We start from the raw sequence: 21,247 nt of genomic DNA on the forward strand, positions 1-21,247 counted from the left end.
GTTTAACAATTATGCTCTTTAACAATCTGGAACAAGCTGAAAATTGAAAACAACGCACATTGTTTATCGCTTAAACAATGTGAGAGTCTCTCAAAAATCTCAACGTGAATGTGTTCAATTGACCGTCGGGTCAGTTGGTAAAGACACCTTCGGGTTGTGAGGTTAAGCGACTAAGCGTACACGGTGGATGCCTAGGCAATCAGAGGCGATGAAGGACGTGCTAATCTGCGATAAGCGTCGGTAAGGTGATATGAACCGTTATAACCGACGATTTCCGAATGGGGAAACCCAGTGCAATTCGTTGCACTATCGTTTGATGAATACATAGTCAAACGAGGCGAACCGAGGGAACTGAAACATCTCAGTACCTCGAGGAAAAGAAATCAACCGAGATTCCCCTAGTAGCGGCGAGCGAACGGGGAGCAGCCCAGAGTCTTAATCAGCATTAGCATCAGGAGAACGGTCTGGAAAGGCCGGCAGTAAAGGGTGATAGCCCCGTATCCGAAGGTGTTAGTGTTGTGAACTCGACGAGTAGGGCGGGACACGTGTTATCCTGTCTGAATATGGGGGGACCATCCTCCAAGGCTAAATACTCCTGATTGACCGATAGTGAACCAGTACCGTGAGGGAAAGGCGAAAAGAACCCCGGCGAGGGGAGTGAAATAGAACCTGAAACCGTGTACGTACAAGCAGTGGGAGCACCCTTGTGGTGTGACTGCGTACCTTTTGTATAATGGGTCAGCGACTTATATTCTGTAGCAAGGTTAACCGTATAGGGGAGCCGTAGGGAAACCGAGTCTTAACTGGGCGAATGAGTTGCAGGGTATAGACCCGAAACCCGGTGATCTAGCCATGGGCAGGTTGAAGGTTGGGTAACACTAACTGGAGGACCGAACCGACTAATGTTGAAAAATTAGCGGATGACTTGTGGCTGGGGGTGAAAGGCCAATCAAACCGGGAGATAGCTGGTTCTCCCCGAAAGCTATTTAGGTAGCGCCTCGTGAACTCATCTTCGGGGGTAGAGCACTGTTTCGACTAGGGGGTCATCCCGACTTACCAACTCGATGCAAACTACGAATACCGAAGAATGTTATCACGGGAGACACACGGCGGGTGCTAACGTTCGTCGTGAAGAGGGAAACAACCCAGACCGCCAGCTAAGGTCCCAAAGTCATAGTTAAGTGGGAAACGAAGTGGGAAGGCTCAGACAGCCAGGATGTTGGCTTAGAAGCAGCCATCATTTAAAGAAAGCGTAATAGCTCACTGGTCGAGTCGGCCTGCGCGGAAGATGTAACGGGGCTAAACTATGCACCGAAGCTGCGGCAGCGATATGTAAATATTGTTGGGTAGGGGAGCGTTCTGTAAGCCTGTGAAGGTGTGCTGTGAGGCATGCTGGAGGTATCAGAAGTGCGAATGCTGACATAAGTAACGATAATGCGGGTGAAAAACCCGCACGCCGGAAGACCAAGGGTTCCTGTCCAACGTTAATCGGGGCAGGGTGAGTCGACCCCTAAGGCGAGGCAGAAATGCGTAGTCGATGGGAAACGGGTTAATATTCCCGTACTGGTGATAATTGCGATGGGGGGACGGAGAAGGTTAGGCTGGCCGGGCGACGGTTGTCCCGGTTTAAGGATGTAGGCAGGTGAATTAGGCAAATCCGGTTCACTATATGCTGAGGTCTGATGACGAGTCACTACGGTGGCGAAGTAGCTCATACCCCGCTTCCAGGAAAAGCCTCTAAGCTCTAGATTATCATTAATCGTACCCCAAACCGACACAGGTGGTCAGGTAGAGAATACTCAGGCGCTTGAGAGAACTCGGGTGAAGGAACTAGGCAAAATGGTGCCGTAACTTCGGGAGAAGGCACGCTGGCATTAGGTGAAGTGATTTACTCATGGAGCTGAAGCCAGTCGCAGATACCAGCTGGCTGCAACTGTTTATTAAAAACACAGCACTGTGCAAACACGAAAGTGGACGTATACGGTGTGACGCCTGCCCGGTGCTGGAAGGTTAATTGATGGGGTTATCCGTAAGGAGAAGCTCTTGATCGAAGCCCCAGTAAACGGCGGCCGTAACTATAACGGTCCTAAGGTAGCGAAATTCCTTGTCGGGTAAGTTCCGACCTGCACGAATGGCGTAATGATGGCCAGGCTGTCTCCACCCGAGACTCAGTGAAATTGAACTCGCTGTGAAGATGCAGTGTACCCGCGGCAAGACGGAAAGACCCCGTGAACCTTTACTATAGCTTGACACTGAACATTGAGCCTTGATGTGTAGGATAGGTGGGAGGCTTTGAAGCGTGGACGCCAGTCTGCGTGGAGCCAACCTTGAAATACCACCCTTTAATGTTTGATGTTCTAACGTAGCCCCGTAATCCGGGGTGCGGACAGTGTCTGGTGGGTAGTTTGACTGGGGCGGTCTCCTCCCAAAGAGTAACGGAGGAGCACGAAGGTTGGCTAAGCATGGTCGGACATCATGCGGTTAGTGCAAAGGCATAAGCCAGCTTGACTGCGAGAGTGACGGCTCGAGCAGGTACGAAAGTAGGTCTTAGTGATCCGGTGGTTCTGTATGGAAGGGCCATCGCTCAACGGATAAAAGGTACTCCGGGGATAACAGGCTGATACCGCCCAAGAGTTCATATCGACGGCGGTGTTTGGCACCTCGATGTCGGCTCATCACATCCTGGGGCTGAAGTAGGTCCCAAGGGTACGGCTGTTCGCCGTTTAAAGTGGTACGCGAGCTGGGTTTAGAACGTCGTGAGACAGTTCGGTCCCTATCTGCCGTGGGCGTTGGAAGATTGAAAGGGGCTGCTCCTAGTACGAGAGGACCGGAGTGGACGCACCACTGGTGTTCGGGTTGTCATGCCAATGGCATTGCCCGGTAGCTAAGTGCGGAAGAGATAACCGCTGAAAGCATCTAAGCGGGAAACTTGCCTTGAGATGAGTCTTCCCTGACTCTTTAAGGGTCCTAAAGGAACGTTTAAGACTAAGACGTTGATAGGTTGGGTGTGTAAGCGTAGCGATACGTTGAGCTAACCAATACTAATGAACCGTGAGGCTTAACCTGACAACACCGAAGGTGTTTTCGAGAAGAGAGATTGAGTTGATTTTCAAAGCCAGTGAGAAGCCGAAAGGTGAAGGACACAACAGCTTGTTCAAGATTGATATTCTGGTTACCAAAAGGTAACGGGGATAAACAGAATTTGTCTGGCGGCAATAGCGCGGTGGTCCCACCTGACCCCATGCCGAACTCAGCAGTGAAACGCCGTAGCGCCGATGGTAGTGTGGGGTCTCCCCATGTGAGAGTAGGGAACTGCCAGACATTAAATTAGCCGAGAAGCCACCCATTGGGTGGCTTTTTTGCGTTTGGGGACTTAAAAAATAGGTGATAAAAGGCAAGATAGTCATCCTTTGAAGCGTGATTATCGCAACAGCCCCCTTCAGAGCTTATCAATAAAAGCACTTTAATGGGTGAATATTTGATCCGATATAATTTCAAATCTCAAGCTAAAACCGAATCTTAGTCCTAAATTAACAGTAAAACCTTAGTATCGCCTTTTGTTCTGACTCAAAAATTTCAACCATTCTAGTTATTCTATTGTAAGAAAATAGCTATATATTAATTGGTTATACTATCTGTTGCTTATGAGAAGACTATCTGGTAACAGAGAAAAAAGGAATACGTTATGGCTGACGTAATATAAAAGAAGGATTAGGAAGAAAAATTCAGTAACGGGTATTTTTCCCAGATTTTCTTGAACCACGGAGTAAATTTTTCAGGATGAGTACTGATTTCTTGGGCTAAAGTTTCAAGGCTAATCCAGCAGGTAGCACTGACTTCTTCAGGATTAGGAATGACTTGATTGTCATAGTAGCCCACAAATAGGTGGTCATACTCATGCTCAATTAGCCCGCCATTCACATCAGCTTTATAAATAAACTCACCAACATGAGTTAATGAAGTTGAAAACCCGAGTTCTTCTGTTAAGCGGCGTAAAGCTGCATCATGGGTATCTTCTTGCGGCCTTGGATGGCTACAGCAGGAGTTTGCCCACTGCCCAGCGGAATGATATTTATGAAATGCGCGTTGTTGAATGAGTAATTCGTTCTTACGGTTATAAATAAAGATAGAAAATGCACGATGTAGGCAGCCTTGCTGATGAGCAAGTAGTTTTGGCATGCTACCAATTGGTGTGTCTTGTTCATTAACTAAAATAAGTTGTTCTTCTATCATAAGGGTAATCTGTATCAGTAAGAGTCAAAGCAAGCTTATTATAACTGGAAAAAAATGACTTGTAGATTAGAGCTATTAATAGCCTTTGTTAATTTGTACAGTGAGATTGATAAGTGCATTCATAGCTAGATGAATCAATCATTTAGCTATGAATGAAGACGGTATTATGAAGAAATATTATTTTTGTTGGAGCACCCAGACAGCAGCTTCGACTCTAGATTTTAGATTTAGTTTTTTAAGTAAATGTTTTACATGTACTTTTACTGTGCTCTCTGCGATATCTAAATTTCGAGCAATCATTTTATTCGATAATCCTTGAGCGATAAGCTCTAAAATGTCGGATTCTCGTGGCGTTAGTGCGATTGCATCGCTTTCATTTTGTGATTGATTTTCTCTTAATGATTCAGCAAGGACAGAGGTTAATGTCGGGCTAACCACCATTTTTCCACTTGCGGCTTCTTTGAGTGCGATAATCAGTTCTTCAGGCTCCATATCTTTTAGCAAATAACCATCAGCACCTCGCTTAAGCGCACTGATCAAATCATCACTATAATTCGATACGGTAAAGAGAATAATTCTGCCTGAAAGTTCACGTTTTCTGAGTTCATCTAGGGTTTCAAAGCCATTCATTCCAGGCATATTGAGATCTAAAAGGATCAGGTCAGGATCTTGCTCTTCTGCTATCTGAATACCTATTTTGCCATCTCCAGCTTCACCGATAACTTGAAGTGAAGGCTCTAAGCTAATCAGCTGTTTTACACCATTTCGGAGCATTGGGTGATCATCAATAAGTAGGATCGTTGATTTTTCGGTCATTATATTTTTAGTCTCCATGAATGATTTGATCCGGTGTTCTAAATATCAGATGTTTTAGATGTCAGATAAGGGGAATGTGACTTTCACTTCGGTTCCCCCTCCGGCACGTTGAGTAATGTAGCACTCGCCATTCAGGCTAAGTGCTCTTTCTCTCATAATAATGAGGCCATAATGGTTAAGTTTATTTGGATTGTCATCAATACCATTGCCATTATCATCAATTGTAATGGTGACAGTGCCTCTATGTTGGCTTAATGAAACTTTAGCCCAAGTTGCATTGGCATGCTTTAGAATATTACTTAGTGCTTCCCGAATTATTTGTATTATGTGGATAGATTGGTGTGGTGAGATACTTTTCGCTGGAATTTCATAATGAAGCTGAATATTAAAGCCAATACGCCCACTAAATTCACCTAAAGTACTTTTGAGTGAAGGTAATAGACCTGATTCAGTGAGTTTCAAGCGGAAAGTCGTTAATAATTCCCGTAACTGGCTGTATGCAGTATTAATTTCTGTACGCATCTCATTGAGCAAATGTAGCGTTGTTTCTGGTAATGGTTCTGGTTGCATTTGCAGATAGCTAATTTGCATTTTTAAACATGAGAGTGATTGCGCGATAGAGTCATGAAGCTCTCTGGCAATAGCGGCACGTTCATCCATAATTAGCAGCTGCTGCTGTTGCTCTATCTGTTGCTCCATGGTGAGCATACCTGAAATCTGTTTCGCTAGCATAAGAACCAATCTGTTTTTTTCATCAGAAAATGATTGTTTTTGCTCAATTTCACCAATAATTACACCATATCGGTGCATGTTATCAGAGAGATCCCACTGTAACGTTTGATATTCTTTTGCTGGATCATTGTGTAATGGATGCTGATTAGTGGAAGATAGCTTTGTTTTATCTATTTCGAGATTGGTCGTGGCATAAGAGATTTCATGAAAATATTGTTCATTGCTATCTTCATATAATTTGAGGCGTAGGTTCTCTAGCTGCGTAATGTTTTTCAGCTCTGTGAGAACTTTTTGTAATCTTGAATAAAGCGTTTCCGATGAGTGTAATATTTGATTTGATTGATAAAGATATGACAAAACCCGGTTTTTAGCGAGTAAGTCCGCGGTTTTTTCTGCCACACGTTCTTCGAGTTGGTGGTAACTTTGTGCCAGCTCATCAGACATATGATTGAGGGTTTCACCTAGGGCATTGAGCTCATCTTGCTTATTATTCTTCATGGGATAGCGCTGAGTAAAGTCTTTACGCCCAATAGCATTAACCATAGAAAGCAGTTTCATCCATGGGTAATAAATTTTTCGTCTCAAATGCCAGATTGTTCCCATCAACAGTAAAAAGACTAAGCTAATAAAAATAAGCTGAGTCATGGCAACGTAAGCTATTTTTTTCTCAGTTTTATCATCAATATTATGAACTAACTCATTGAGCATATTAACAAAAGTAATGACTTCATAACGGGCATCATCAGGTGAAGATGCTTTTGTGAGTGCGGGTCTTAAAGTGTTTAGCCAAAATTCATGTATTTTATTAAATTCAGGTGTAAGGTTTTCAATTTTAACCACTTGGGTGAGTTCGGGGCTGAGTAAGTCTTTCTCTAATTCATCAAGATAATTCTGACTATGCTGGTTTATGGGCGTTAAAGAAAGTAGGCGGTAACTTTGCATGCGCAAGGAACCTGATGTGTTAATGGCATGAGCATTGCCTTGTACACTGATGATCATACGGTTGGAAATTGTCATACCGATAATGCCTAAAACAGCAATAAGTAGCATTAACCCAATAACCTGGTTGATGATCGAAAATCGTCGGTAAAGTGTCGGCATTCTCTCTTTTTCCTGATACAAAATAAACTGACTATTACCATAATGTATTTAAGGATATTAGTCAGTTTTTAGCTTTATTTTGTTTTTTTAAATCGAGCAAAAAAGTTAATAATGAAAACAATAAGTAAACCGATAACTAGACCAAAAATTAAATTAAGAATAGAAGGAGTCAAAAATTGTAGTGTATTACCAACAACACTGATGCTGCCTGTCTTTTCTGCCATTTTTTCGATCCATAAATGCAGATAGGTAATTCCGTGAGTGAGTATCCCCCCTCCGACCATAAACATCGCGGCCGTTCCTACAACAGATAATGTTTTCATTAAATAAGGGGTTACATAAATTAACCCATTACCGCATTTACGCAGCAAAGTAGAGGCTTTTTTCTGTAGATAGAAGCCTAAGTCATCTAGTTTGACTATACCAGCAACTAATCCATACACCCCGACAGTCATGACAATGGCAATAATTGATAAAACTGCAAATTGGTTTAGGAGCGTTGTTGAAGAAACGATACCTAAAGTAATAGCGATAATTTCCGCCGATAAAACAAAATCAGTACGGATTGCACCTTTAATTTTTTGTTTTTCAAATGCTGCTATTTCTTGTTCTGAACGCTGAGCTTCTCGTGCTGCTTCTGATGGTGAGATTTCATGTTTGTGTAGATACTTATGGGCAAGTTTTTCAGCGCCTTCAAAGCAGAGATATGCGCCTCCAATCATTAATAATGGTGTGACTGCCCACGGAATGAAAGCGCTAATCAGTAATGCTAGTGGGACTAAAATGAGTTTGTTGATGAATGAGCCCTTTGCGACAGCCAAGACGACAGGGATCTCTCTTTCAGCGCGAACGCCTGTGACTTGTTGCGCATTTAAAGCGAGGTCATCACCCAGAACACCAGATGTTTTTTTTGCCGCCATTTTTGTCATCACGGACACATCATCTAAAACTGCTGCAATATCATCTAATAAGGCAAGTAAGCTACTTCCAGCCACAGGAGGATCCTTTTGTTAAGGTGAGGTATAATTGACATTTCTTAGGTAAGATAAGTCAAAATTAGTTCACAGCGATTTGATAATTTGAGTAATAATCGGGATAGGTAAAGTTGCTCTTATCATAACAGCTTTGATTTGATTATGAATTTTTCATGAAAAACAAGAATATGTTTTGTCATTATCATCATTTTTAATGAGCGTAAGGTTAATCCATGTCCCTTCAGCCTGTATTGAGTATCGTTGTTGCTGTTTATAACGGCGAAAAGTTTTTACCCCATTTTTTTGACAGCTTAATTGCCCAAAAGCTCGAAAACTGGGAACTGATCGTTGTGAACGATGGTTCAACAGATGATAGCGAATCAGTCATTCGTCAATACGAAGATAAGTTTGAGAATTTCAAAGTACTCACTCAGGAAAACGGTGGCGTTTCCGTTGCGCGTAATACCGGAATGGCTGTCGCAACAGGGAAATACATCACTTTCCCTGATATTGATGATGAAATTGATGCCAGAATGTATGGTCGTTTATTAGAGATTGCCTTAGTGGGGGATCTGGACGTAGCAACTTGCAATGGTACTTATGTGTACACCAATGGGGATGCGCCAAAAGCTATTTTTCCGCCAAATAAAGTGCCTTCTACTGGCGTGATCACGGGCCCTCAATGGCTGCAAATTGGCTTGAGCTCTCGTAAATTTCTCCATGTAACTTGGTTGAATCTGTATCGCTTGTCATTAATTAGAGAACACAATTTTTCCTTTGAACCAAGATTACACCATCAAGATATTCCTTGGACTACCGAAATGCTGCTCGTTGCTAAACGAGTGCAGTTTATCAATGAACAATATTATGAATATCTGATCCATAACCAATCCGTTTCTCACTCTTTAACCGGAGATGAGCGCTCAGTACGTAAGATCAATACCTATCTGAAGATCTTAGATATGTTGATGGATATCTATAAGCGCCATCCTGAAGAAGTGAAACAAGCACCGGCTTGCTTATGGCAAGTGGGGAAAGAAGGCTTAGGGGTTGTTTTAGCGCTATTAGCCATCAAGTCACCGGAAACGCAAAAGCAGATGGTTCAGCTGTTTTTCGATAAAGGTTACTGGGATATTGTTTGGAAGCATGCCACAACGCTGAAATTAAAGTGGCGTTTGATCCGTCGTTACAGCAAATTGAAGGCCATTATCAATAAATAGTTCTCTAGCAGCCTTTCGGGGCTGCTCTCTTTTATTACTCCTGTACTTTCTTCGCTCCCCTTCAACTTATTAAATAATTGATAAAACATTATTAATATCCATGGCATATATTGTGATTTAATTAACATATTAATAACAAAAAAATTGAGCTTCCTCTCAGAATATGGTCTTTATAGGGTTATAGTTCGCCTGAATATACACGGTGATAAATTATTAATAAGTTAATGAGTGAGGGCTAAATGGATCATTATCTGCATAAATTACCTGACCTTATTGACTCCGTGGCAACCAACCAGTTTTACCCCAATTTGTTGTCATGGCTGTCCTCTTTTGTGGTCTTTGATAACGCCATTATTTATGCCTTTGAAAAAGAAGGTGCGCCGCGTTTTCTGTCGAAAGTTGAGAAGCGCAATAGTGACAGTATCAATCGTATTTATCAGCGTGGCGCTTATCTGATGGATCCTTTCTACCAAGAACTACAAAAAGGTGGCAGCTCGAAGGTGCTGACATTGAAAGAAGTTGCACCGAAAGGGTTTTATCATACTGATTATTATCTTAACTTTTATCGTAAGACCGGTTGGTGCGATGAGGCGGGGCTGTTGCTGGAGCTATCGGCCGATAAACAATTAGGTATTTTCTTTGGTAATGAAGACCAGCCTTTTCTTTCAGACGAAAATAAACAAGCCTCATTAAAAGAAGCCTTTGATATTATTCGAAGTATCGCTCGATTACATAAGGAAGTCGTGCCTAACTCAGTATCCAGCCATTACCGTAATACTGACTTACAAACTTGCTTTGGTTTGACGCCAAGAGAGTGTGAGGTCGTTGAATTAATTTTGGAAGGTAAAGGCTCCCCACAAATTGCCGAGGCGCTGTTTATTAGCTTGGGTACTGTCAAAAATCACCGCAAGAATATCTATCAAAAATTAGAGATTAACTCTCAAGTTGAATTGTTTAATTTATTAATGACTCCAATAAAACAGTAATTGAGTAGAGTTAGTGTATTTCTTGTATATATCAGATGGTTATACTAGATAACCTTGATAAAGCTTTATTTTTCAATTGATTGTATTTATCTCATTAGCAATGAAATACTCCTTGCCTTCATCCTTTACTAAAATATGTAATAATTTCTATTAATATAATAATAAATATTTATCCTTTTGAATTAAAACATAAAAGGTTTAAATTGATTTAATCTTATTTATAAGTAAATATTGTATCTACGTCACAAATGTTAACTTTATGTTTCGAATGTCCCTAAAGGGCTATGTAACTGTTAATGATTGGTTAAGATAATCAAGGTTATTGCAAGATACTAGATAGGGTATCCATTATGAATAACCAAGTAGAATCATTAACTTATTACTCAGCAACCAAAAAATATGATCTGCGTTTCCCAACTTTGAAAGAAGACATTGATGTGGATGTCGTGATCATCGGTGGTGGATTCTCAGGGATTAATACAGCATTAGAATTGTGTGAAAAGGGAATTACCAACATTGCTATCTTGGAAGGTCGCCATCTTGGTTATGGCGGTACAGGACGTAACGGTGGGCAAGTGATGGCTGGTATTGGTCATGACCTCGATGCGATTAAAAAACACGTTGGTTCTGAAGGTTTAGAAACGATTTTTAAACTGAGCAACATGGGCGCGGGGATCATGCGTGACCGTATCGCCAAATACAATATTGATGCGGATTTTTGCCATGGTTATGCCTACTTAGGTAGTAACAAGCGCCAAGAAAAAACATTGCGCAGTTGGCTTGCAGATTTTAAAGCCGTCGCGCCAGATGAAGAAATTGAATTTTATACAGGTTCAGATTTAAAGCAGATTATCGGATCTGACGCTTATACATGTGGAATCAAACACATGGGAGGCGGACATGTTCATTCACTTAACCTGTTACTGGGGGAAGCGAAAGCGGTGAGTGAATATGGCGCAAAAATTTTTGAAAACAGCCAAGTTTTGAATGTTGAGTACGGCGATACAGTAACGGTTCGTACCGCGATGGGTTCCGTGAAAGCGAAAAAAATGTTGTGGGCGTGCGATGGCTTCTTGAATGGTCTTGAGCCGACGTTATACCCAAAAACAATTAACACCTATGCTTATCAGTTAATGACGGAAGAGCTTTCCGATGAATTAATTGAACGCATTAGCCCAATTCGCGGGGCATACAGCGATATTCGCCCAGTCATCGATTACTACCGTGTAACAAACGAAAATCGCCTGCTATTTGGTAGCTCGACGTACTTTTTAGAATACATTCCATCCGACTTGAAAGAGTGGAACCGTAAATTGATGCTGAATGTTTTCCCATACCTGAAAGACGTCAAAATCGAGCTGGCATGGGGAGGTCCAATGGCGTGTAGTGCTAACTTATTCCCGCAAATTGGCACGATCCCTGGTCATAAAAACGTGTTCTACGTACAAGGCTATTCAGGCTTTGGTGTTACGCCAAGCCAGATCGTGTGCAAGGTGCTTGCTGAGGGAATGGTTGAAGGCTCCAGCCGCTATGACCTGATGAGTTCGATTCCTCATGCTGACATTATGGGGAAAGACAGCATGCGTAATGCTATTGTGTCACTTGCCAAGTGTTGGCATCAGTTATCAGGATATTGGCAAGGTCGCCGCTAAGTTTTCCTAAATTTAATGTCCATTTTTGATTTTATTACATAAGAGAAGGTAAGAAAGATGATCAGCCCATTACTGTTAAACAAAGCACTTCCTGAATTACTGAACATTGGTAGCGTGAGCAATTTAGGTTCTGTGGTTGTTGAAGGTGATCCACAAGCAAGCGTGGCGATGATCCACGGAGAGCCAACAGATAATCTGACTTGCGGTATTTTTGCTTGTACAACAGGCAAATTTAAGATGGTTTACCCATTTGATGAAATGGCAACTGTCCATGAAGGTTCGGTGAAATTAACCGACGTAAAAACAGGCGTCACCGTGGAATACCATAAAGGCGACTCTTGGTTTGCAGCCAAAGGCACTGAAGTACTTTGGGAAATCAGCGCACCACGTTTTGTAAAACACTATTTAGCCTGCGTGAATGCGTAATTTGATAAATTAACGAGGTGGAGATAACGATGAGTGAGTTAACCCTGTTACCAGAAGTTAGAGAATTCTTGAACCGTCAACACGGTCATTTTATTAATGGATTGCCTGTTTCTGGCAAGGGAGATGCTTATTTTGAAGTCGTGAATCCAGCCACCGAGCAAGTGATTGCGAAAGTGAAAGAAGGGACTTGCGAAGAAGTTGATGCAGCGATGAATGCGGCATATGCCGCATTTAAAGGCTCATGGGCAAATACCACGCCGATGGAACGAGGCAACTGTTTGAATCGTTTAGCGGATTTGCTCGAAAAACACTTAGAAGAATTAGCGCAATTAGAAACCTTAAGTTCTGGGAAAACCATTCAGTTATCACGTTTTCTGGAAGTAGGTTCAGCGGCACAGTTTTTACGTTATTTTGCGGGCTGGGCAACCAAAATTAGCGGTGAAACCCTGAATGTTTCTTTGCCATCATTTAATGGCGAAAAATACTCGGCATTTACCCAGCGTGAGCCTGTCGGGGTGGTTGCTGGGATTATCCCATGGAACTTCTCCATTATGATTTCCATTTGGAAATTAGCGGCTGCATTGACATGTGGCTGCACGATTGTACTGAAGCCAAGTGAGTTTACCCCTCTGACCATGTTGCGCGTGGCTGAACTCGCTAAAGAAGCGGGTATTCCTGATGGTGTAATCAATATTGTAAATGGTGGTGGTCGCGAAGTGGGACCTGCTTTAATTAGCCATGAACTTTGTTCGAAAGTGACCTTTACAGGCTCAGTGCCGACTGGATTGGCGGTAGGGCGCTCAGCGATGGAAGGCAAACTGACTCGCGTCACATTAGAATTGGGCGGTAAAAATGGTGCAGCATTCTTAGCGGATTTATCCGTGGATAAGATTGTGAGCGGCATCATTGAAGCGGGTTATTTAAACCAAGGGCAAATCTGCGCAGCGGCAGAGCGTTTCTATATTCCATCTAAATTGATGGATACGGTTCTGGAAGCGCTAAAAACGCGTTTATCGGCAATGAAGGTTGGCTCGCCATTGGATGAAACCACAGAAATGGGACCATTAGCCAATAAAGCCCATTACGATAAGATCTTAAGCCTATTTGAAAAAGCACGCCAAGATGGCAGTGAAATTGTCTATGGCGGGCAGCCAATTGCTGGAGCGGGTTACTTTGTACCGCCTACGATTATTCGTGCAAATGGCCCTGATGATGTATTAATGAAAGAAGAGACATTTGGTCCTATCGGCACTTTCTTGGCTTATGATGATGAAGAAGAGCTGATTACGATGATGAATAGCACGCCATTTGGCTTGGCTGCGAGCGTATGGACAAATGATCTCAGCAAAGCAATGCGCATGGTTTCACAAATTGAAGCAGGAACCGTTTGGGTGAATATGCACACCTTCCTCGACCCAGCAGTGCCTTTCGGTGGTATTAAGTCCTCTGGAATTGGTCGTGAATTTGGTAGTGCATTCATCGAGCACTACACTGAATTAAAGTCCGTCATGGTGCGTTATTAGAGCGTTAGTGGTTTTGTTTTTTCTGTAAAGCAACAGTTTTCCCGGCCAATGCGCCGGGATTTTTTATAAAATTTTATCTTGGCGCAGTATAAATCCGGAGGAAACTAATTCTGTCCGGTTGCTCACATTGGCTTTGGTAAAAATATTGCGTAGATGGGTTTTTACAGTGGAAAGCGAAACACCCAACAGCAGCGCAATACGCTTATTACTGGCGCCTTCTCGCACTAAATGAATAATTTCTTGCTCTTTCGGGGTATAGGAAACCAGAGAATCGGGTCGCACATCAAATGTCATAAGCTCCGCAATTGGTAAGATTGCATTGAGCCTAATCACCTCTTCCGGCGTAAATGGCGTATCGCGTAGCACGGAAATTCCCGCCACAATCTTATTTTTACGGCGAATAAAAATCTCTGCCATATCTGCGATATGGTTTGGCTGCATAAAATCATGGAAGAAGGTTTGATCGTGCTGACGCATTTCCACTGGCATCTTCACTAAACGGAGATCCTCACCACGAAAATGGTCGGGATGTAGAGGATCGTGCTGGGAAAAGGCAGAGAGATACTCTTCATGCATACGCGCAGAAATTCCATACAGTACATGGTTTTCTGGCTGCCAGTGCTCATTTACTAGATAATAAACCGCCGCAGAAATAGGAATGATATGGGCAATTGTATTTAGGCAGCAGTCGATTAAGCCCTGTTGACTCTCACTAAATAGCGGTTGAACCATCATCATACCCCATCAAAATATACAGCTTACTATCATGCAATTTAATTCGATTAACATAAAGTAAACATGTTAATAACGTGAGCGTGGTTACACTATTTAAAACTTGTTTTTTATCGTTTAAAGGGAGTTTACTGCCTTTGGGTATCTTTCGTAGTGTGTTTGTTAATATGTTAATGAGGTTATTTTTTACTAACCATTGATATTTCAATGATTATTATATTATTTGAGTTTTAAAAGGGTACTTTTCGTTTTGGGCTCTGTGTGCTCCCCTCTCTCTGGGTATCGTTCTAAAGGACGATGGCGAGATGTTTAGGCTTATTTCTATAGTGAGAATGCAGTCACTTCATTTTTACAAAAAATTCACAATTTGGGCTGTGAGCAGAGAGAGGGAAGCAAAATGAATTTATCCTCAAAATTAACATCACACATTGAAAAAGGTAAGGTTGGCTTTCCAACAACGCTCGCCAGTTCGGTTGGCGTGATTATGGCAAGCCCTGTGATCCTCACTGTAACCAGTGGTTTTGGGATCGGCGGTGATACTTTTGCCTTAGCTGTTTTACTGAGCTTTATCATGATGCAGGCTCAATTAACCACATTCTCCGAAGCGGCGGCAATTTTACCGACCTCCGGTTCTGTTTACGACTATATCTCCTGCGGTATGGGGCGCTTTTGGGCGATTACAGGGGCACTGTCTGCCTATCTGATAGTTCACGTTTTTGCAGGTACAGCAGAGACCATTTTGTCCGGGATTATGGCGTTAGTGAACTTTGAAAGCCTGAATACAGTGCTGGAAACCAATAACTCCTCTTGGATGGTGGGGGTTGGTTTAGTTGTGGCATTCGGCTTATTGAATGCATTTGGTATCGAAGCTTTCGGCAAAGTGGAAGTGGTGCTCACTTTTGCAATGTGGAGCACGTTGGTGATTTTCAGTATTTGTGGGCTGCTGATGCCATTCCATGTTTCTGCAGAAGGCTGGTTTGGTCAAGGGCTGAATATTTCTGACCCGACCCTTGTTCTTAGCTTTGTGGGAATGGCGATGTTTATGTTTGTCGGCTGTGAATTAGTGACACCGATGGCGCCGGAAATTAAAAATTCAGCCAAAGTGATCCCGCGTGCGATGGCGATTGGTTTATGTGGCGTGGCATTCTGTATGTTCCTGTTTGGTGCGGCACTGACAAACCAAGTCGAAAACGTGATTGTTGACCCTCAAAATGGTGTGAGCCTATTAGAAACACCGATGGCTATTCCTGCGTTTGCTGGGCAAATTATGGGTGACTTCGGTAAATACTGGATTGGAATCGCCTTATTGCTGGCGGGTGGGGCAACTATCAATACATTGATGGCGGCAGTTCCACGCATTCTTTACGGCATGGCATTAGATGGTGCATTACCAAAAGTGTTCGCTTATTTACACCCTCGCTTTAAAACGCCAGTGTTTGGTATTTTAGTGGCGGTGATGATCCCATGTTTACACGCATTTGCTATCCAAGGGGATTTAGACCGTATTATCCCGTTGGTGCTGGCGGCTGTGTGCTCGTGGGGAACGGCATACTTATTAGTGACGATTTCTGTGGTGTTATTACGTATTCGTCGCCCTGATTTGCATCGTGCTTATCGCTCACCATTCTTCCCTATCCCTCAAATTATTTCGAGTGTGGGGATTATTCTAGCGATTGTTTACATCACGCCGCCGGGCATGAATAAAGCGGACGTGTATATTCCATTTGCCATTATGTTGGGATTAACCGCGAGTTATGCATTAGGTTGGACCGTGTTAGTGCAGAAAGTGAATCCATTTAAGCCCGTTCCGGTTGAACAAGTATTGTCCAACTCATTTGACGATGACAATGCAGAGGAGGTGGAACTTGAGCCTTTACGTAACCTTGCCTAAGTCACCATGGTGGAAAAGGTTAACTCAAAAACGCCTCCCGACAGGGTATCAAGCTGGGTTAACTTTAAATCGGATTGAGAAAGATATCGCTCCTTATGTTTGTGAGTGGGAGGCGCCTGGAGTGTTGCTCATCCAATTGCCTCAAGGTATTAAAGTGGAAGTGACTGAGCGTGTGAAAACCTTGTTTATGGCGTTTATTGTGCATAGTCGCTTTGCAGTTTCGGGAAAATGTGACAGTGCGCTGGTGGCACAGATTGATGTGAAAACAGCAGGGTCAGCGCGGAAAAAACACGTTCAGTTCACGACTCAACAAACGGAAGGGAAATTTTTGGTCGAAAGCTTAGAGCAGTACCCCGTGATCCGCCAAACTTTCGAAGAGCTAGATTTCACTCACTGTCATATTGCTGTCAAAAATGGCGTTTGGCGTTGCGAAATTGAGCCTTACACAGCTTCTGAAATGGTTAGTCGGATCCCTGCTGCTCGGCGTTATTTACGTTTGACTGATCAGCAGCGACATCGCTTATTAAGCGCACTACAGCTGATTTCTCAACTCATGAGCCAACAAACACCTCATCAATAATTTTTTCTCATCGATAACGCCCTGATTGGGCGTTTCGCTTTTATGATTGTTATGTTTATGGCTGCTATGTTTATGACAATCATCTTTATATCGACATAAAACCGTCATTCAACTGTCATCTGGCTGCTCTAGCATGCTGGTCAATTATTCGAAGTATATTCACTCTTCTTTTTATTGATTGGCAAGGATAAAAGTTATGACAGGTAATTTTATGAAATCTATGTTAGCCGTCGCTGTAAGTACGTTAATTTTAGGAACTGCAATCCCCGCTTATGCCGCGGATAAAAATGATGCAGTTTCAGAAAGTCGCGCTGCAAAAGGGGATATCACTAAATTTGGTGGTGCTCGCCGTTTATCGACTGAACAGACGGATATCATGAAAGCGGCACTGCATAATGGTCAAGCAAAGAACGTCATTTTATTTATCGGCGATGGTATGGGGGATTCTGAAATTACTGTCGCACGTAACTATGCTGAAGGGGCTGGCGGTTTCTTTAAAGGAATCGATGCATTGCCAATCACTGGACAATACACCCATTACGCATTAGATAAGAAAACACAAAAACCAGACTATGTAACTGATTCTGCGGCATCTGCAACAGCATGGTCATCCGGTGTGAAAACCTATAACGGCGCTTTAGGGATTGATGTATTTGGTAAAGACCATGACACATTGATTGAAATTGCGAAACGGAATGGTAAAGCAACGGGTAACGTAACGACATCTGAGATCCAAGATGCAACGCCAGCGGCTCAGTTTGCTCATGTGACGGGGCGCAAATGTTACGGTCCTGAAGAGACCAGCGAAAAGTGTGCAACCAATGCGCTGGAAAATGGCGGTCGTGGTTCTATCTCTGAACAGTTAATGATCACTCGTGCCGATGTCACATTAGGTGGCGGTGCGAAAAGTTTTAAGCAGGAAGCTAAAGCGGGTGATTACAAAGGGAAAACCTTGGAAAAACAAGCGGAAGAGCGAGGCTTCACTATCGTTCGTGATGCTAAGTCACTCGATGCAATCAAAGAAGCTAACCAAGATAAACCTGTGTTAGGTCTGTTCCATGATGGCAACATGACTGTGGCGTGGGAAGGTCCAAAAGCCACTTATCACGGTAACTTAAATAATGCAGCATTAGAGTGTAAACCGAATTCTAAACTAGACCCGAATGCACCGACATTAGCGCAAATGACTGAAAAAGCGATTGATTTATTGAAAGTAAATCCGAATGGCTTCTTCTTACAAGTTGAAAGCGCTTCTATCGATAAGCAGGATCATAAAGCGAACCCATGTGGTCAAATTGGTGAGACTGTCTCGCTGGACCAAGCGGTACAAGTGGGCTTAGATTTTGCTAAGAAGCACGGTGATACGCTGGTTATCGTGACCGCTGACCACTCGCATTCTAGTCAAATTATTCCAGACGGAACTAAATCATCAGGCTTAACTCAAGCGCTGATTACTAAAGATGGTACCGTGATGACCGTGAACTACGGTAACTCTGAAGAAGAAGATTCACAGGAGCATACAGGTGCTCAGCTACGTGTAGCAGCCTATGGTCCACATGCCGCGAACGTAATGGGTCTGACTGACCAAACCGATTTGTTCTTTACCATGCGCGATGCGATGGGATTGAAGCAATAAACCAACCCCTGTAGTTAAAAGTTCTCTGCGGCAGGATGCTACAGAGAACTTTTTTGTTTATAAAGTCCAATAAATCCTCATTAAGTTTCCTTCCTCATGCCCTGATTTCTTTTTGATTGTGTAGCCTGTATGCTCTCTATGTATCCGATTTATATAGCCTTTATACAAGCATTAAGAGACCAATAAAAATGAGAATAACACGCGAGCTCACGCGGGATGAGATCCCAAATGTGTGGTCGATTGATAGAACTGAATTGATTGAACACCTTTATCTTCACCAACAAGGAGAGTTAGTTCTTTCCGCTCAACGTTTTGATATGAAAGGTTGGCCGGAAGGTGAAACCGATGCATACACCCCGCATTTGCTGGAAAGTTATGATAATGGTGCTGTTTTCTTTGGTATTTTTGATAATGAAAAACTGATCGCCGCAGCGAGTTTAGATAATGTATGGCGAGGGGAAAATCAGGATCTGTTGCAGCTCTCTTTTCTTCATGTTAGCCACCAATATCGTGGTGAAGGGCTGGGCGGCCAGCTTTTCAAACTTTGCCAGCAGAGGGCGTTGAAGAAAGGCGCTGGTGGGTTGTATGTTTCTGCAACCCCTTCCGAAAATACGGTGCATTTTTATCAATATATGGGCTGTGAACTGCTCGAAAAGCCCGATCCTGTGCTGTTTGCGCTAGAGCCTGAAGATATTCACTTTGTTTGTACTTTTGAGTGATATTTTTACCGTAGGGGAAATATTTTCCTCACAAAAATTTGATTGATTTTTATAGAAACGCAGATATTATTGATAATCATTATCATCTTTAGCGAAATTATAGGCTAATTAAGAGTTAGCTAAAGACTCGTTAGCTATAAATGGGAGACGTTATGGGAACTAGCGTATCAAAAGCAACTGGGTTGCGGCGTATTGGCGCTGGTTTGTGGGGCGTCTTCGCGGTGGTATTACTGAGTATTATGTATCTGCTGAGCAATATGGGGTTTGATCCACTGAAAGTGGCGATGATCACCTTGATGATTGCGACGGCTGGCATGCTGTTTAATCGAGGTTCTCGCCGTTTATTAATTATTCCAGCAGTGATGTCTTTAGGTTGTTTCTTGCTGATTTTTATTATGCGAAGCTAAGATTGTCTAAGCGATATTTAGGCTAGGAGTATTGCGCGAGTGGCTATCAAGGATTGAACATCTGAGGATTAAATCATAAGGCTACGAATCATTAACAGTGGTGCGAAAGGGGGGACTTGAACCCCCACGTCCATAGGACACTAACACCTGAAGCTAGCGCGTCTACCAATTCCGCCACCCTCGCAAATACTGTCAAAATTCTTTCTATTGATACTGATTTCTATAATGAGCTGCGAAGAGCAGTCAACGCATAGATAATTGAAATTATGAAGAGTAAGTGGTGCGAAAGGGGGGACTTGAACCCCCACGTCCAAAGGACACTAACACCTGAAGCTAGCGCGTCTACCAATTCCGCCACCCTCGCAATACTAACTCTTTTGCATAATTGCTCATGCATCAATAGTACGGTGCGGATTTTAGGCTAATTTGCGCAGACGTCAATAAATTTTTATCGGCGCTATCTTGTTTGATGAAAAAACGGCCAACTTATAAAGTTGACCGTTAGAAACAAAATAGACAATGAGATAATTTCGCCGTTTTAGCGCTTAATGGCTTCGTAAACTTTGAATTTACCTGTCTTAGCCAGAACCACATGACCGCCAAACGCTTTATCCAGTAAGTCAGGATAAGGTAAAAATGCATTCGCCACGATCCGTAAGCGTCCGCCTTTTTTCAGGTGCTTAGGTGCTTGGAAAATAAGTGTTTCTACCGCGTTATAGCTGGTATTGATCCCATCATGGAACGGCGGGTTAGAAATGATCCAATCAAATTTATCATCAACATCGGAATAGACGTCGCTTGGGATCACTTTTCCGGTCAGGTTGTTGGCCGCTAATGTTGCCGTAGCGGAATCAATCGCGGATGCGCTGACATCACTTAGGGTTAAGGTGACACCCGGATTTTGTGAGCCGATGACCGCGGCGAGTACGCCGTTACCGCAAGCCAGATCAAGCACATTACCGCTCATTGGCTCAGTCAATGTGGAGAGCAGTAAATCACTACCGATATCTAACTCGTTATGGCTGAATACACCTGGAAGTGCATGAATTTTCACATTATCAACCTGATAGTTACGCCACCAGCGCTTAATATCAAATTCGGTTGGTTGCTCTAATTCACCGTAATAGAGCCCACAGCGGCGTGCGGAATCAATTTTTTGCAGTGTCGCAATCCCTTCCATTATCGCTTCGGCACTTTTTACGCCGCTGCGGTTTTCGCCGACGATAAAAATTTGGCTGCCAGCAGCAAGATGGGTACATAAATCATCAAGTTGGAACGCGGCTTCTTGTTTGTTCTTAGACCAAAAGTAAATTAAGGTGTCGCAAGGTTTAACGAATTCCGCGGTTGCTGTTGAAGCAAACAGAACATTTTCACCCAATGCCGGCTGTAAGTTTTTCCAGCGATGGTACTGGTTAGTGAGCACGCGCACGCTGGCGGCTTCTAAAATTGTACCCAGTTCATCCTGAATATCGCCTGCCAAAAGAACATGACGATCGGTAAAGTGCTCTAAATGGCGTTGAATAACTTCGCTGGCGGGTGTCAGTAATGACATATTCTGTCTATCTCCTAAAATGAATATAACCACGCGGACTACCTTACCAGAAAAAAGATAAATAGCA

The 21,247-nt window shown here is 42.9% G+C and carries 16 protein-coding genes, 2 tRNA genes and 2 rRNA genes; 12 read left to right on the forward strand and 8 right to left on the reverse strand.

All coding sequences use genetic code 11. The features are described from left to right. The first annotated feature begins 160 nt into the window (after positions 1 to 160). Together ACY3ZI_RS02860 and rrf are read left to right on the forward strand one after the other, a co-directional pair. Positions 161 to 3,066, forward strand: a 23S ribosomal RNA gene (locus ACY3ZI_RS02860). 139 nt (positions 3,067 to 3,205) lie between these two features. Then, a 5S ribosomal RNA gene (gene rrf, locus ACY3ZI_RS02865) occupies positions 3,206 to 3,321 on the forward strand. A 390-nt stretch (positions 3,322 to 3,711) separates the two neighbouring features. On the opposite strand, the gene idi is transcribed toward rrf, so the two are convergent. The 4 genes from idi to ACY3ZI_RS02885 all read right to left on the reverse strand — a co-directional run bounded on the left by idi (position 3,712) and on the right by ACY3ZI_RS02885 (position 7,877). Further along, the gene (idi, locus tag ACY3ZI_RS02870; protein WP_154599534.1) at positions 3,712 to 4,233 is read right to left on the reverse strand and encodes an isopentenyl-diphosphate Delta-isomerase; all 522 of its coding nucleotides are present in this window, start codon (positions 4,231 to 4,233) and stop codon (positions 3,712 to 3,714) included. A gap of 177 nt (positions 4,234 to 4,410) precedes the next feature. Further along, complete coding sequence (gene narL / locus ACY3ZI_RS02875; RefSeq protein ID WP_487375951.1) at positions 4,411 to 5,049, reverse strand: two-component system response regulator NarL; 639 nt, start codon at positions 5,047 to 5,049, stop codon at positions 4,411 to 4,413. A 54-nt stretch (positions 5,050 to 5,103) separates the two neighbouring features. Further along, the gene (gene narX / locus ACY3ZI_RS02880; protein ID WP_211886769.1) at positions 5,104 to 6,882 is read right to left on the reverse strand and encodes a nitrate/nitrite two-component system sensor histidine kinase NarX; all 1,779 of its coding nucleotides are present in this window, start codon (positions 6,880 to 6,882) and stop codon (positions 5,104 to 5,106) included. Positions 6,883 to 6,956: 74 nt separating this feature from the next. Then, positions 6,957 to 7,877, reverse strand: a complete 921-nt coding sequence (locus ACY3ZI_RS02885) for a DUF808 domain-containing protein (protein WP_211886767.1) — start codon at positions 7,875 to 7,877, stop codon at positions 6,957 to 6,959. A gap of 212 nt (positions 7,878 to 8,089) precedes the next feature. Here ACY3ZI_RS02885 and ACY3ZI_RS02890 point away from each other — a divergent pair, with 212 nt between their 5' ends. The 5 genes from ACY3ZI_RS02890 (at position 8,090) to ACY3ZI_RS02910 (ending at position 13,663) form a co-directional block, all read left to right on the forward strand. Then, positions 8,090 to 9,076 carry a glycosyltransferase gene (locus ACY3ZI_RS02890; protein ID WP_036950171.1) on the forward strand — a complete coding sequence of 329 codons (987 nt, stop codon included), beginning with the start codon at positions 8,090 to 8,092 and terminating at the stop codon, positions 9,074 to 9,076. Between the two features lie 239 nt (positions 9,077 to 9,315). After that, positions 9,316 to 10,062, forward strand: a complete 747-nt coding sequence (locus ACY3ZI_RS02895; protein WP_036950174.1) for a helix-turn-helix transcriptional regulator — start codon at positions 9,316 to 9,318, stop codon at positions 10,060 to 10,062. A gap of 350 nt (positions 10,063 to 10,412) precedes the next feature. Further along, positions 10,413 to 11,714: an NAD(P)/FAD-dependent oxidoreductase gene (locus ACY3ZI_RS02900; protein WP_036950176.1), complete on the forward strand. Its 1,302-nt coding sequence runs from the start codon at positions 10,413 to 10,415 to the stop codon at positions 11,712 to 11,714. 57 nt (positions 11,715 to 11,771) lie between these two features. Continuing rightward, positions 11,772 to 12,140: a cupin domain-containing protein gene (locus ACY3ZI_RS02905; RefSeq protein WP_036950178.1), complete on the forward strand. Its 369-nt coding sequence runs from the start codon at positions 11,772 to 11,774 to the stop codon at positions 12,138 to 12,140. Positions 12,141 to 12,169: 29 nt separating this feature from the next. Then, positions 12,170 to 13,663 (forward strand): aldehyde dehydrogenase family protein, encoded by a 1,494-nt coding sequence (locus ACY3ZI_RS02910; RefSeq protein WP_132496111.1) that lies wholly within the window; start codon positions 12,170 to 12,172, stop codon positions 13,661 to 13,663. A 63-nt stretch (positions 13,664 to 13,726) separates the two neighbouring features. On the opposite strand, the gene ACY3ZI_RS02915 is transcribed toward ACY3ZI_RS02910, so the two are convergent. Then, on the reverse strand, positions 13,727 to 14,395 hold the full coding sequence (locus ACY3ZI_RS02915; RefSeq protein WP_132496283.1) for a helix-turn-helix transcriptional regulator: 669 nt from the start codon (positions 14,393 to 14,395) through the stop codon (positions 13,727 to 13,729). Positions 14,396 to 14,792: 397 nt separating this feature from the next. Here ACY3ZI_RS02915 and ACY3ZI_RS02920 point away from each other — a divergent pair, with 397 nt between their 5' ends. From ACY3ZI_RS02920 to ACY3ZI_RS02940, 5 genes are all read left to right on the forward strand, one after another. Further along, complete coding sequence (locus ACY3ZI_RS02920; protein ID WP_036950184.1) at positions 14,793 to 16,286, forward strand: APC family permease; 1,494 nt, start codon at positions 14,793 to 14,795, stop codon at positions 16,284 to 16,286. Further along, the gene (locus ACY3ZI_RS02925; RefSeq protein WP_249215467.1) at positions 16,261 to 16,866 is read left to right on the forward strand and encodes a DUF3156 family protein; all 606 of its coding nucleotides are present in this window, start codon (positions 16,261 to 16,263) and stop codon (positions 16,864 to 16,866) included. The genes ACY3ZI_RS02920 and ACY3ZI_RS02925 overlap by 26 nt, the downstream gene beginning before the upstream one ends. A 196-nt stretch (positions 16,867 to 17,062) precedes the next feature. Next, a complete protein-coding gene (gene phoA, locus ACY3ZI_RS02930) occupies positions 17,063 to 18,502 on the forward strand; it encodes an alkaline phosphatase (RefSeq protein ID WP_211886765.1) in 1,440 nt (479 codons plus the stop codon). 188 nt (positions 18,503 to 18,690) lie between these two features. Next, the gene (locus ACY3ZI_RS02935; protein ID WP_211886763.1) at positions 18,691 to 19,221 is read left to right on the forward strand and encodes a GNAT family N-acetyltransferase; all 531 of its coding nucleotides are present in this window, start codon (positions 18,691 to 18,693) and stop codon (positions 19,219 to 19,221) included. A gap of 152 nt (positions 19,222 to 19,373) precedes the next feature. Then, on the forward strand, positions 19,374 to 19,628 hold the full coding sequence (locus tag ACY3ZI_RS02940) for a DUF1435 family protein (protein WP_036950193.1): 255 nt from the start codon (positions 19,374 to 19,376) through the stop codon (positions 19,626 to 19,628). Between the two features lie 98 nt (positions 19,629 to 19,726). Here the strand turns inward: ACY3ZI_RS02940 and ACY3ZI_RS02945 are convergent. The 3 genes from ACY3ZI_RS02945 to rsmC all read right to left on the reverse strand — a co-directional run bounded on the left by ACY3ZI_RS02945 (position 19,727) and on the right by rsmC (position 21,180). After that, a tRNA-Leu gene (locus ACY3ZI_RS02945) sits at positions 19,727 to 19,812 on the reverse strand. Between the two features lie 94 nt (positions 19,813 to 19,906). Further along, positions 19,907 to 19,992: transfer RNA gene (locus tag ACY3ZI_RS02950), tRNA-Leu, on the reverse strand. Between the two features lie 174 nt (positions 19,993 to 20,166). Beyond that, on the reverse strand, positions 20,167 to 21,180 hold the full coding sequence (gene rsmC / locus ACY3ZI_RS02955; RefSeq protein WP_487375952.1) for a 16S rRNA (guanine(1207)-N(2))-methyltransferase RsmC: 1,014 nt from the start codon (positions 21,178 to 21,180) through the stop codon (positions 20,167 to 20,169). Positions 21,181 to 21,247: the final 67 nt, after the last annotated feature.

The organism is Providencia sp. LY12, assembly GCF_057621555.1.

Bases quoted from the DNA above. Each gene is read 5' to 3' on its own strand.
- idi (WP_154599534.1), bottom strand. From the start codon at position 4,233: ATGATAGAAGAACAACTTATTTTAGTTAATGAACAAGACACACCAATT.
- narL (WP_487375951.1), bottom strand. From the start codon at position 5,049: ATGACCGAAAAATCAACGATCCTACTTATTGATGATCACCCAATGCTC.
- narX (WP_211886769.1), bottom strand. From the start codon at position 6,882: ATGCCGACACTTTACCGACGATTTTCGATCATCAACCAGGTTATTGGG.
- ACY3ZI_RS02890 (WP_036950171.1), top strand. From the start codon at position 8,090: ATGTCCCTTCAGCCTGTATTGAGTATCGTTGTTGCTGTTTATAACGGC.
- ACY3ZI_RS02895 (WP_036950174.1), top strand. From the start codon at position 9,316: ATGGATCATTATCTGCATAAATTACCTGACCTTATTGACTCCGTGGCA.
- ACY3ZI_RS02900 (WP_036950176.1), top strand. From the start codon at position 10,413: ATGAATAACCAAGTAGAATCATTAACTTATTACTCAGCAACCAAAAAA.
- ACY3ZI_RS02905 (WP_036950178.1), top strand. From the start codon at position 11,772: ATGATCAGCCCATTACTGTTAAACAAAGCACTTCCTGAATTACTGAAC.
- ACY3ZI_RS02910 (WP_132496111.1), top strand. From the start codon at position 12,170: ATGAGTGAGTTAACCCTGTTACCAGAAGTTAGAGAATTCTTGAACCGT.
- ACY3ZI_RS02915 (WP_132496283.1), bottom strand. From the start codon at position 14,395: ATGGTTCAACCGCTATTTAGTGAGAGTCAACAGGGCTTAATCGACTGC.
- ACY3ZI_RS02920 (WP_036950184.1), top strand. From the start codon at position 14,793: ATGAATTTATCCTCAAAATTAACATCACACATTGAAAAAGGTAAGGTT.
- phoA (WP_211886765.1), top strand. From the start codon at position 17,063: ATGACAGGTAATTTTATGAAATCTATGTTAGCCGTCGCTGTAAGTACG.
- ACY3ZI_RS02935 (WP_211886763.1), top strand. From the start codon at position 18,691: ATGAGAATAACACGCGAGCTCACGCGGGATGAGATCCCAAATGTGTGG.
- ACY3ZI_RS02940 (WP_036950193.1), top strand. From the start codon at position 19,374: ATGGGAACTAGCGTATCAAAAGCAACTGGGTTGCGGCGTATTGGCGCT.
- rsmC (WP_487375952.1), bottom strand. From the start codon at position 21,180: ATGTCATTACTGACACCCGCCAGCGAAGTTATTCAACGCCATTTAGAG.